Source organism: Bradyrhizobium sp. JYMT SZCCT0428 (assembly GCF_018131075.1).
In the GTDB taxonomy this organism is placed as follows: Bacteria; Pseudomonadota; Alphaproteobacteria; order Rhizobiales; family Xanthobacteraceae; genus Bradyrhizobium.
Map to the genome: position 1 here is coordinate 1 of NZ_JAFCLS010000105.1, position 11458 is coordinate 11458.

The following is an 11458-nucleotide window of genomic DNA, read 5'->3' on the forward strand; positions in this document are numbered from 1 at the left end:
TCAGATTCAAGCGCGCTCGAGCGGAGGGGGTGGGGAGCCCCCGGGGGCGGTGATGCGGGATTGAATCGCATCAGGTAGCGGTACCGGTTCTGCCCCATATTCTCGCGCTCGAGCATGCAGGTTGGTGCGGGTGCGGGGTTGAGCGGCCGCCACCTACTACCGCGGGAGTGATCACCTGTGCGGGGCGGGGGTTCAACTGCGCCGCGATGACGGCGGAACATCGGACGCTGCCGTTAGGCACATTACACGGTCCAGAGCGGCGAACGATCGATACAGTCGACGGTCAACGATCGAGGTCCATTCACTGGCGCTTCGGCTGCTGGGCACCCATCGCAACGTGACTGCGACGGTTATGCAAATGGGGTCTGGTGGGATACCACGCAAAGGGGCATCAAGTCCGTGCGCATGAGGAACGCCAGTTGTTTGAACCCGAGCAGACGTTGCTTTGTTCAGCAAACGCGCTTCACGGTAAACTGAGACTCGCCATACAACCTCTGTGCTAGTGTGGGCGAGTTCTGCGTGTGCGGTCCAAGAGCATGCCAAGGGAACCAAAAAGGTTAGGCCTCTTTACCGAGCGTGGTTGGCTGATTGCGCTAGCCGTCGCGGCGGGGTTGGTTTTGGGCATGGCCGGACCTACCTCTGCACAGTTTTTCAATTTCGGCGAGCAGCGGCCGCAACCACAACGTGGCGGCTGGTTTGGTAACCAACAACGCGGTGGCGGCTGGTTTGGTAACGACATGTTTGCGCCGTCCCAGCAGCAGTACGCGCCGCCGCCTCGTTGGTATGGGCGGCAAGCGCCACCACCGGCACGCGAGGATTTTTCAAGGGCGCCGCCGCCGGAGAAACGCAGCATTGTACCTGAGCGCCGCATTCTCGTGCTCGGTGACTCGATGGCGGACTGGCTCGCCTATGGGCTTGAGGACATCTATGCCGATCAGGCTGACATGGGCGTGACCCGCAAACACAAGACAGTCTCCGGCCTGATCAAATACCAGCCCAGGGGCGATCCAGCCGATTGGGCCGCCGCCGCCAAAGGCATTCTCGCCACCGAAAAAGTGGACGCCATCGTCGTCATGCTCGGGCTTGACGACCGCGTCGCAATCCGTGAGCTGGCGGCGGCTAAATCCGAGATTAAATCGGTCGACAAGAAGGACGCCAAAGCCAAGTCTTCGGCCGAAAAACCCGCAGCGAAGCCGGACAGCGCAACCAAGGTGGCCGATCCCGAATTGTTGCCAGACGATGCCGACAGCAATGGTGCGCGGCCGATCACCGGACAGGACAAGAGCGCGGGTACGCCGAACGGACTCCATGAATTTCGCGACAAACGCTGGGTCGAACTCTACAGCGAAAAGATCGACGAGATGATCGGCGTACTCAAGCCCAAGGGGGTGCCAGTGCTGTGGGTGGGTCTGCCGGTGGTACGGGGCCCCAAGGCGTCCGCCGACACGGCGTTTTTGAATACGCTCTATCGCGATGCGGCCGGCAAGGCCGGCATCACCTATGTTGATGTCTGGGACGGATTTGTCGATGAAGCCGACCGCTTTATGCAGCAAGGCCCCGATTTCGAGGGGCAGATCCGCCGGCTGCGCTCCAACGATGGCGTGTATTTCACCAAGGCTGGCGCGCTCAAGCTCGCGCACTATGTCGAGCGCGAAATCAGCAGGCTGTTGGCTGCGCGTTCCGCGCCGATCGCGCTACCAACCGAACCGGCAACGCCGGATGCCAATGCGTCGCCAGGTCAGCCGGATCCACGTCCGCTCGCCGGGCCGATCGTTCCGTTGGTCGCCTCCGCTTTCGGCACCGATCAATTGCTCGGTGGTCCGGGATCGCGGCCGGTGACGGTTGATGCGCAGGCCGTGCGGGTCTTGGTCAAAGGTGAGCCTTTATCGGCACCAGCCGGCCGCGCCGACGATTTTGTCTGGCCGCGACGCGAAATTGGGCCCGAACAGGCCAAAAGTGAGACGCCAGTGGCATCATCATCGCTCGATGCCAATGCCCAAGCGCCGGCGGTGCCGCTAAAGCCGAAAAAGCATGGCCGTTAGAGTGGACTAACGGTCTTTTTTGACCGTGACGATCCTGCAAATGGGTCCGGCGTGACGGTCGCCAGTCGAAGCACCGTCAACGCCCCGCCGCCGCGGCAGCCATGCCGCCGTTCTTCCAGCCGACGAATGCCTTTACAGATCCGTCGGGAACGTTCGGATCCTCAATGGCCATGGCGCCTGCGCCGCGTCACCGAGATCGCTACCGTGGTCGGCACCACTAGGACCGATCCTTCTGCCCCACCGAAGGAGCATCCGACCGCTGGGGCGACCTGGCGACGTCCGCTCTTGAGGGTGAAACGGACATGCCGTGCCGATTGAGCCACTGACCCATCTCGGAAGTTGGGGCGGCCCGGCCCAAAGGCCGCCTGCCGTTCATCGTCTTGGGTGGTGACCACGCTCTTATGGGGCAAGCTGATGAGGTAACTTCCAATCGGGTGGCTGGAACTGATCGTAACCCATCGAGACTGACGCCGCGCGAGCGAGAGGTTTTCGACCTGATCACTCGCGGCGAGACCAACATGCACGCCGCCAGAACCTTGGGATGCACGGAGCGCACAGTAAAGGCTCACCGCCAACGGGTGATGGAGAAGATAGGAGTCAAAACCCTGCCGGAACTTGTTTCCTTTGCCGAGCGGGTCTGGGGCCGGACGCGATGTCCGCTAGTTGACGGATGCCCGAGGACGTTTTTCGACTGGCTTGCGCGTGCTATTGTCCTATGGGGCGATAGCACAATCGTGTCTGAAGGCCTACCATTAGGGTACAGACCTTGACTTTATCCCGGAGGATGCCGTTCGCGACGGTGCGTGTTTCCGCCGCGCGATGTCTTGGCCTTCGCACGTTTTCACACAGGCCGGGAACGTCTCTTACACCAACTAGAGAAAATGGTGCTGTTGAGGCGCCGACAATTCGGAGGGGCCAGATCAAGCAAACGATTACGACAATCGGTCTCGATCGCGAAGTCCGTGTTTCAGATTCACTGTGCCGATGTGGCAGGGTCGTGCTCCGCGGCCTAGTGTAACCAATTACGCTCAGTGTCGAAGAATAGCCGGCGACGGTCCGCGGATCATCCAAGGGAAACCCGCAGAAGTTTGTCTTCAAGGCCCTCACCTAATCCGTCTCTCACCTCCGCTACCGAGGGCTGAAAGGATAACCGCTAAGCGCCAGGATCGCTGAATCATCGACTGACCACATCACCATCGGAGGGATCAATGGCAATTCTTTTCGAGGTAACACACGCCACCCGCTACAAGTATGCGAACCTGGTTACGTTTGGCACACACCGCGCCATGTTCTTGCCGAGGCCTGCCGCACGCGGACGCCTCCTCAGTTGGTCCGCAAAAACCAGCCTTGCGTCCAGGATTCGCTGGGTCAGTGACAGCCTCTCCAATAACGTAACGGAGATTGAATTCAGTGAACCCGGCAAGGAGCTAACGTTTACGTTTCAGTTTCGGGGAATCCATTTTGGTACAAAAGAAGTTGAGGAATTTGCTCTGGAAAAACGGGCGGAGCAAGTGCCGGTGCAATATACCCCGGACGAGTGGACTGACCTTTCCGTCTGTATGCGCCCCCATGCCGAGGACCCCGATGCCAGTGTTGCCGCCTGGGCCAAGAGTTTCGTTGCTGATAACCAGGATCGCACGACTGACGTTCTACGACGGATGCTGGACACGTTCCACGGCAGCTTCCGCTACAATGCCAGGGACGCCGAAGGCACCCAGTCTCCCAGTGAAACTTTGCGCTCGAAGTCAGGAACCTGTCGCGATTATGCCTGGCTAATGATCGAGACATTGCGCCGGCTCGGCTTCGCCTCGCGCTTCGTCAGCGGCTATATCTACGATGGCGCGCTGGATGGTGGCGAGGTAGGCATGATCGGCTCCGGCGCAACTCACGCATGGCTCCAAGTGTTTCTCCCCGGTGCCGGATGGATGCATTATGACCCGACCAACCGCATCAGCGCCGGCTATGATTTAATCCCGGTGGCGATTGGTCGCCATCCCGGCCAAGCAGTCCCTCTGGCAGGCTCGTGGGTTGGTAAAACACAAGATTACCTGGGCATGTCAGTGAATGTCACGGTCCGAAAGCTCGGTGACGTCTCCGACTCGTCCGAAGGATAAAGTGCGTCCATATCCTGAAGAAGCGTACCCGAATCTGGCGTTCAACGGTCATTTGATGTTAATTTCGATATGCATTCTCAGCTGCCGATCTTTCCAGCGCACGATAAGGCCTGACTTCCAATTTCATCTATTGACGCAAGCTTTTGTCGGCCCGCCTCAGCGGCGGCATCTATCTTGACGTCGCCCGTTAGCCAGCGGCGGAAATCGTGCGCGAGATTGTTGGCGAAAGCTCAAGCTCCCTGCTTTGGTTAGCTCCGCAGTTAGAAAAATGAATAGTTCGGGCGCACTTCTGTTTCTGGCACATTTGAGACGTGCTGACCGTCCGCGACGATGTCCGTTTTTGGGGGAAGACCGGAAGTCCTCGCAGATCACGTTGAACTTGCCATGATCGAAACAATTAAGCCCTCTCAGTAAGCCGTCCCAGGGGAGGGCGGGCCGCATCCTAATTGTTGAACGGACCGCACCGACTGCGCCGAAGCGACCCGTCGGCATTGAACGTGAGCATCGCCTTCACAATCCCACCGGGCACGCGGAAGTCGAGGGCAACATTGCTGCCTTCCCACTGCAGATCGATGAGCTCGCCGGCAGGCTCTTCAACGAGCCGTTGTTGCCAGTATGCGGTGATTGCGCCCGCACCGCGCAGTTCCTTTTCACCGCCGCAATCACACCGCAGGGAAGCATCTTCGGCATACAAATCAACAATGAAGAGGTCGCCCGCGCGATAGGCGTCAAGCCAATCAATCGCGATGGCCATCAGATCAACGGAAGACATCGCCCCCCCATATTCACATGCCCACAGCTATCATTGCACGCTCGAAGCGGCCAAAAAATTAGCAAAATTACGAGGAAACCCGCTTGTTAATGTGCGCCAACTTTTTACGATTTTGCGCCGGCCACGAGGCCCCGCGAATGGCACAAACTGCACATGTAAAAAACGAGCCGCCGCGCTAAAATCTGGCGATGAGTCGCTACACCTTTCCGTTCGGCGTATCGCTGCTCTGGCTCGTCGGCCGGCTGCCTCTGGATGTTGTTCGTGTAAGAGCCGCCGATGGATTACCGAGGTGTACAGTACGAAATTACTAAGATTGAGCCCGGCCTCTGGAAGTACCAATTTCGTATTGGCGCGGTAATCAGAACGGGCAAGACAAAATCGAGCCTCGAATTACTGGCCGACCGGCGGGTTCGGCTTACGATAGACCGGCTATTGCGGCCGCCGCGGCCGGTCAAAACTCGCGATCCAAGAGACAAGCTGACAGATGTCCAATACCTCGCGCTACAAGCCACGGCGCGAGGCGAGGTCTATCGAACTCACACTGGAACTGTTTACACGCTCACCGGACCAGGCGGCAGCAAACCGCTATGGGCATTGGTGCGCGCCAGCCTGATCGCTGATCCGCCGGACGCCAAAAAGTATTCCCGCTACCCGATGGTAGTCACAGAAAAGGGCCAGGCCGCGCTCGTGTTAGAGACCGTCACGAGGGAGCAAGAGCGATAACGGTGCAAGCCGGTGCCCGGCCTAACACTGGCCGCCGCGCGCCGGCCACCGGCGCACGGCCGCTTCAATACGGATTAGTAGCGCGGGCAAACCCAGTTGCCGTAGGTATCGTAGCCGCAGCCGCCGCCGTAATAGGCCCCTGCCGCAGCCGCGCCCACCGCCGCCGCGCCAACCGCTGCCGCACCGTAGCCCCGACGATACCCGTAACCGCCGTAACCGTAGCGACCGCCGCGCACTGCGACAGCGCCACCCCGCGCGCCTCGAACCGCTACCGCGCCGCCGCGGTAGCCTCGCCCCGCGACCGCGCCGCCGCGGTAGCCACCACCGTGAAATCCGCCACCGCCCCGATAGGCACCACCGCCGCGACCGCGAGCATCGGCAGGGTCTGGGATCAAACTGGCGGTGAGCAGAACGAGTGCTGCGAGAGCAGCAAGAATATAGCGAAGCATGACTGACCCTCTCTCTAGATACCCAGCCGCGACAGGAAATTGCTGCGCTGTCAGAGCGGGGCGTTGATGCAGATCAACGGAATAGGTGTGCCTAAATTCATGGGTCGGATGCCGCTCGCGCAAACAGTGGTCTGTTGTCGCATTGTCCTTTGGTACAGACGACCCCACGGACAAATGGGGAAAGTATTCATTTCGACCGATTGTGCAGACTCAATAATCTGGCGAGGAATTCGCTGATGTTCGTGCGCAAAGCGACCAACCGAATGCCTGGTCCCTATTGCCTCGGGGACCTTGGTATGACGACTGGATCAAACCCGATCGTCAGCCTAAATGAATTTACCTACAAGAAAGGGACCGAGATTTACCGCGAGAAGGAGCCCGCCGAATACGTTTATCAAGTCAAAACGGGGGCCGTTCGAACCTACAAATTGCTGACGGATGGTCGCCGCCAGATCGGCGCGTTTCACTTGGTCGGCGATATTTTTGGGCTTGAGAACGGAAACGAGCATCGATTTACCGCAGAAGCAGTCGTGAAAACGGCCCTGCGCCTAATCAAACGGCAGAGCCTTGAACTGGTGGCTGAGAGTGACCCGGTTGTAAGGCGAAACTTACTCAGCATGACCACCAGCAATCTAGAACACGCAGAAAATCACATGCTGCTGCTGGGTCGTAAGAATGCGCTGGAGCGGGTCGCCGCGTTTTTGCTTGAAATGGACGAGCGGGTGACTGCTATGGGGATCATCGCGCTGCCAATGGGCCGCCTGGACATTGCCGACTATCTTGGCATAACACTTGAAACTGTGTCTCGTGCACTATCTCGTTTGCAACAAGCCGGCGTGCTAGAATTTATCGGTCCAAATCACCGCGACATCGCACTCCGCGATCGAGGACGGTTGGCCAGTTTTGACCTGCCGGCATAGACACGATTACAATCTCAGCGAAAACGCGGTAAAGAGAGGCTCTTGAGGTGGTGCGATTTCAGCCCAAAGAGTACGGCCGCGTTAGTTGGCGGTTTCGCTCATTTGTTTAAGCCTTCGATGTCCGTTCTTGGCACGAAGCGGAAGAGTCGAGCCGATCTGGCGATGTCCGTTGACGGGGGTAGATCGGAAGTGGCTGGCCAGCCGAACAAATACTATCGCTGTTCCCCGTAGCTTAGATGCTAGCGACTTTGATACCTCGTCGTTCATTCGGAGGCTTCAGATGGAATCGATGTTCCGAATCTTGGCCTTGTCGACGGCCTGTCTCTTGTTCGCGGTGAGCAGCGGCCACGCAGCGTGCTATAACTCGGCGTTTAAACTTGAGAAAGACAAGAAGGAAAAAAACATCGATCAGATTTTGGCTTATGGCCACTGCATCAAGGCGGAACAACGCACCCGTGTCGGCGAATGGGTCTGCCAGGTGAGCGGCACAGCCGGGATGAAAGTCGACGAACAGAGGCGCGTGATCAGCGATCGAGTTGGTCCGGCTAATGAAAGGTTTTTCGTCACGATTCAAGAAGTAAGTGATGCCGAGAAGCGTATGAGGTGTGACGAGAGTGAGTACGGCCTAATCGATAACCTCGACGGTTCTCGTGCAAACAGGTGCCTCATAAACTACGACGTAGAATTCTCTCCTTCGACGGGAAAATTTCTCGGTTCGACCGACACGTACAACTTTCAGCGCGATCATGGGAAGTTTACGCTGTACGGCACAAACCATTTCTCGCTCTTTGAGGGCGAAACAGGAGAGTTCCTTGTCTCGCTGGGAGCTTGTGAAAAATTGAACTAATCCCGTGGGTTGCCAGTGCGACCCGCAACGCGGTTGGAGCTGGTCATCAACAACAGGACTGCAAGTAACTGAATTAGCGAAAGGTCGCCTGTTGGCACTTTTGAGACATGCCGACGGTCCGCGATTACGTCTGCTTGTGGGCTTAGGAGCTGCGCGCGGTCAAAGCGACACGATCGACCCATTTGAGACATCGGCCCGATCGCCGCCGACGTCCAGTTTGGACAACGCCTATTTCAAAACCAGATGCTTCGCGGGCGCTATCGCGGCAGGCGCGGTCGGGGAAGTGGTGAACGTCAACCACGTATTCCATCCCGACGGACGGTTGGCTGCACCGAATTCGCCGTATCCCCTCAGGCCCAGGAAGCCCTGCATGTCGCCGACCGGGAAGCTGTATCCGATTTGCGGACCGACACCGAAAATGCGTGACCTGAAGCCACCGAGGATCGGGTTCTGGCCGGAATCATCGGTGATTTGCTGGTAGGCGTAGCCAGCAACGCCGACGAAAAGCTGCTTAGTGAGGAAGTGCGATGCGCCCCAGTCGAAGTGGAAATCGATGCCGCTCCGGTACTGCGTGTCGGGATTCTTGAAATTGTAGGTAAAGCCGGCCACGCCCGAGAATTCGACCCCTGCCGTCTGGTCGAGGTATGTATAAGCGCCTCCAATGTCGATCGCACCGTGACCGAGCCCGATATTGGGAAGCCGCATCGGATCATAGTCGCCGACGGGAATATTGCCCGTGACGTAAGCCATATAATTGTTGACGCCATAGTTCCATAGCAGCTGCGCGCTCGGCGCGAGGTCCCCGTAGGAGGAAAGCGAGCCTTCGAGCACTCCGGTGCGCGTCACCACGATTGGTCCGGCTATCGCCGTCAGTGTTCCGGCGATACTGGCGGCGGCTCTGCCGTACTGGCCGGACATGCCGACGGCCAACTGACCGCCAAGCACCGGCGTCGCGAAAGTATAGGATGGCGTGAGAGCCACTAGATCGGCCCGCCCGTTCAGGCTCAGATTCAAATCAACGTTTACGGTCGTGGGAATTCTTCCGGTCAGGATCTCTCTCGCTGCAGCAGCACTCCCGGCAGCGGCGACGCTGGAATGGTAATAGATCACACCGAGCGCCCAGCCCGGGGTCTGCTGCACGGCGGCGAGACTCGCAAACTGACCCGGAAACCAGAATGAGCCGCCGCCCTGGTCGGCATGTAAAGTTTCAGGGCAAAGCAGGAGAGCTGCGGCCGTTACCGCATACTCAATAATGCGGATTCTTGGTCCGTTTGATCCCATTGCAAACCTCCGGACGGTAGTTGCAACCAGAGGCAGCTACCAAACAGCGGTCCGCGAACCGCGAACCTTAAGTTACGACGGGCATTCAATACTAGGGCACAGCAGCGTCCAAAATCCGTGACAGAATGGTACCAGCTGGGGATATTTGTTTTTTGGCTGGGACACAGACCCGGCCCGATCGAGAGTTGGTTGCACTGGAGATGTTCGGTTCTTTGGCCTGGGCAAGGTCTGTTCCTGGCATATATTGTTGCAAAAGTCTTTTCGGAATGGCGAACGAAAATTCTTAGACCCGCTGATGCGTTTTACGCGCGGCGACGTATGGGACTATATCGTTTCATCCAAAATCGATCACGGACTCCGTAGTAGCGCTGAAAGCACGCAGCAGCAGAGAAGCCCAAATCAATTTTGACGAGATTTTCCGGGTTGTACGATTTTCGACTTTTGCAACAATATCGGCACTTTTGTGCGATGCCCGCCTATCCTGCGAATGTCCGTTCACCGGGGTAGACCGGAAGTCATCGGCGCACGGTCAGAATGGCGAGATTGACCCATATGCGGTTCGTCAATTTTCATGGCCAGCTTTTCCGAGGGTCCAGCGGCCTCCCAGGCTTCGACCGCCTTGTTTCTGAGGGTGCGGTGAGGCGCCGCTTGGCGAGTGCTGGAAGAGCAGTCCCTCAGCTTCATCAGGGCGTCGGTGACCGTCCGGCCCAATTGCTCAATCGCTTCGTCGGTGAGGATCGATCTCGCGCTTCCGAGTCGGTCGATGCTGACATTCAGGACGGTCAGCGCCTCCTTCAGTTGCGCGATCTCGGAATGAAGGGCCGGGTGTTCTCCTGCCTTAATCTCCCGAAGGGCGTTGCCAAGCGTGCGGACTTCCGCCGTCAGGTTTCGGAGATTCACCAGTACGGCTTTCGGCGGCAGATCGACTTTCGACAACACGGCCTCAGTCATCGTTGCGACGACGTTTTCGGCAAAATGGTCGATGCGCGCAATTGCGACCAGCGCCAGAATCGCGGCGACGATAACCAGGATCGCTGTCGCATTGATCAGCGCCAGCAACAACTGCCCAGGGAGCCGCCACAACCGCGCGGAAATCCCATTGCGATTAGGCTCGGCCATGTTTAACTCCTGTAGTGCCCGGCTCTTGCCTTCGGCATGCTGCGGCGCGGTGGTGGCCGGCCACACCGACGCGCCGCATGCGCTTACTTGCGCGGGTCTAGCGGCCACGTTGTTGTCGCACCACCAAGATTCGTAACGAATTCCAGCCGCCGTACGGCCAATCCCCAACGGGTACGGGACGGCGTGTCAAAGTTCAGTGCGGAAATACTACCCGACTCCCTGCAAAAGGATGCGAATGCCAAGGCGGCCCAGCCGTCCGAGGCATGGGGGGTGATGACGACGACACAGCGACAGCGTCACCACGTCGATCGCGCGAGCATCACGGCGCGGACGGACCTTATCGCGTCATCACCACGCCACGACACGATCCGCAGAACAGCGTGGCAGCATGGAGGAGCGGCGACGCCGTCATCCAGCGACTGTCGCCGAGCCAGTGGAGTTACTTAGCTGAGCCGGTAGTTGTACCTGCTGGAGCCGTGCCCGCAGCCGTACCTGTGCGCCGCTCCTCACGTCGTTCGGTGCGCCCGGTCCTCCGCTCGTCACGTCGCTCGTGCCGACCTTCGCGTCGCTCTTGACGCCGCTGCATGCCAACGGTTTGGGCCTCAACCTCGGAAACCGTCAGGACCGTTGGGGCCGCCGCGAGGCCGAACGCAGAAGCCAATCCCATGAGAGAAAGCGCCTTTCGGCGAGAAATCATTTCCGCCTTGATGATTGCGTTCACGTCAAACCTCCCTGACTGGATGAACCATCTGGCCAGTGCATCCACCATGGGGCGGCCTACATTGATCTACATCAACAGGCGACAGCCAGAACGCAGCGGCGCCCGGGCGACCGACATTGGTCAACCGCACTTTCCAAAAGATAAGTTCTACCGAATAGGAGCGCCGTACATGGCGGCGCCAGCGTCGGGCTACAGGACACCGGGCAAGCCGGCCCAGCACACAGCAAGCCATTCGCTCGCGCAAGGGCTGCAAGCTTTCGGCCACTGGGCTTTAAAAGCACGGTTCGTCGGTGATGGCACTTTTGGACGTCCCGCGGCTTGGCCGCGATGTCCGAGTCTGACACCAAGTCGGATATGCATCTTATCCGGGACTGTCACGGCATTCAGAAACGTTGCCGTATCCCGATTACATTTGCGTTGTTCCCCTCCTTCATGCCACCGAGCGTGCCGTATCCACCGGAGCGGTGCTG

General features: G+C 58.7%; 10 protein-coding genes. 6 read left to right on the top strand and 4 right to left on the bottom strand.

Translation table 11 applies throughout. From position 1 onward, the window contains the following. Positions 1 to 536: 536 nt before the first annotated feature. The 3 genes from JQ575_RS42695 (at position 537) to JQ575_RS42705 (ending at position 4156) form a co-directional block, all read left to right on the top strand. Positions 537 to 2042, top strand: coding sequence for a DUF459 domain-containing protein (locus tag JQ575_RS42695; protein ID WP_212039137.1), 1506 nt, complete (start codon positions 537 to 539; stop codon positions 2040 to 2042). Between the two features lie 401 nt (positions 2043 to 2443). Beyond that, positions 2444 to 2812: a LuxR C-terminal-related transcriptional regulator gene (locus JQ575_RS46325; RefSeq protein WP_212039138.1), complete on the top strand. Its 369-nt coding sequence runs from the start codon at positions 2444 to 2446 to the stop codon at positions 2810 to 2812. Positions 2813 to 3250: 438 nt separating this feature from the next. Further along, positions 3251 to 4156 (top strand): transglutaminase family protein, encoded by a 906-nt coding sequence (locus tag JQ575_RS42705; RefSeq protein ID WP_212039139.1) that lies wholly within the window; start codon positions 3251 to 3253, stop codon positions 4154 to 4156. Between the two features lie 442 nt (positions 4157 to 4598). Here the strand turns inward: JQ575_RS42705 and JQ575_RS42710 are convergent, their stop codons facing one another. After that, positions 4599 to 4928 carry a nuclear transport factor 2 family protein gene (locus tag JQ575_RS42710; RefSeq protein WP_212039140.1) on the bottom strand — a complete coding sequence of 110 codons (330 nt, stop codon included), beginning with the start codon at positions 4926 to 4928 and terminating at the stop codon, positions 4599 to 4601. 276 nt (positions 4929 to 5204) lie between these two features. Between JQ575_RS42710 and JQ575_RS42715 the strand changes: the two genes are divergently transcribed. After that, positions 5205 to 5651 carry a hypothetical protein gene (locus JQ575_RS42715; protein WP_212039141.1) on the top strand — a complete coding sequence of 149 codons (447 nt, stop codon included), beginning with the start codon at positions 5205 to 5207 and terminating at the stop codon, positions 5649 to 5651. 74 nt (positions 5652 to 5725) lie between these two features. On the opposite strand, the gene JQ575_RS42720 is transcribed toward JQ575_RS42715, so the two are convergent. After that, positions 5726 to 6100 carry a hypothetical protein gene (locus JQ575_RS42720; protein ID WP_212039142.1) on the bottom strand — a complete coding sequence of 125 codons (375 nt, stop codon included), beginning with the start codon at positions 6098 to 6100 and terminating at the stop codon, positions 5726 to 5728. A 236-nt stretch (positions 6101 to 6336) separates the two neighbouring features. On the opposite strand from JQ575_RS42720, the gene JQ575_RS42725 reads away from it, so the two are divergent. Both JQ575_RS42725 and JQ575_RS42730 read left to right on the top strand, forming a co-directional pair. Next, positions 6337 to 7020: a helix-turn-helix domain-containing protein gene (locus JQ575_RS42725; protein WP_212039143.1), complete on the top strand. Its 684-nt coding sequence runs from the start codon at positions 6337 to 6339 to the stop codon at positions 7018 to 7020. 280 nt (positions 7021 to 7300) lie between these two features. Next, positions 7301 to 7867, top strand: coding sequence for a hypothetical protein (locus JQ575_RS42730; RefSeq protein ID WP_212039144.1), 567 nt, complete (start codon positions 7301 to 7303; stop codon positions 7865 to 7867). 228 nt (positions 7868 to 8095) lie between these two features. Here the strand turns inward: JQ575_RS42730 and JQ575_RS42735 are convergent, their stop codons facing one another. Both JQ575_RS42735 and JQ575_RS42740 read right to left on the bottom strand, forming a co-directional pair. Further along, a complete protein-coding gene (locus JQ575_RS42735) occupies positions 8096 to 9148 on the bottom strand; it encodes a transporter (protein WP_212039145.1) in 1053 nt (350 codons plus the stop codon). A 495-nt stretch (positions 9149 to 9643) separates the two neighbouring features. Then, positions 9644 to 10267 (bottom strand): hypothetical protein, encoded by a 624-nt coding sequence (locus JQ575_RS42740; protein ID WP_212039146.1) that lies wholly within the window; start codon positions 10265 to 10267, stop codon positions 9644 to 9646. Positions 10268 to 11458: the final 1191 nt, after the last annotated feature.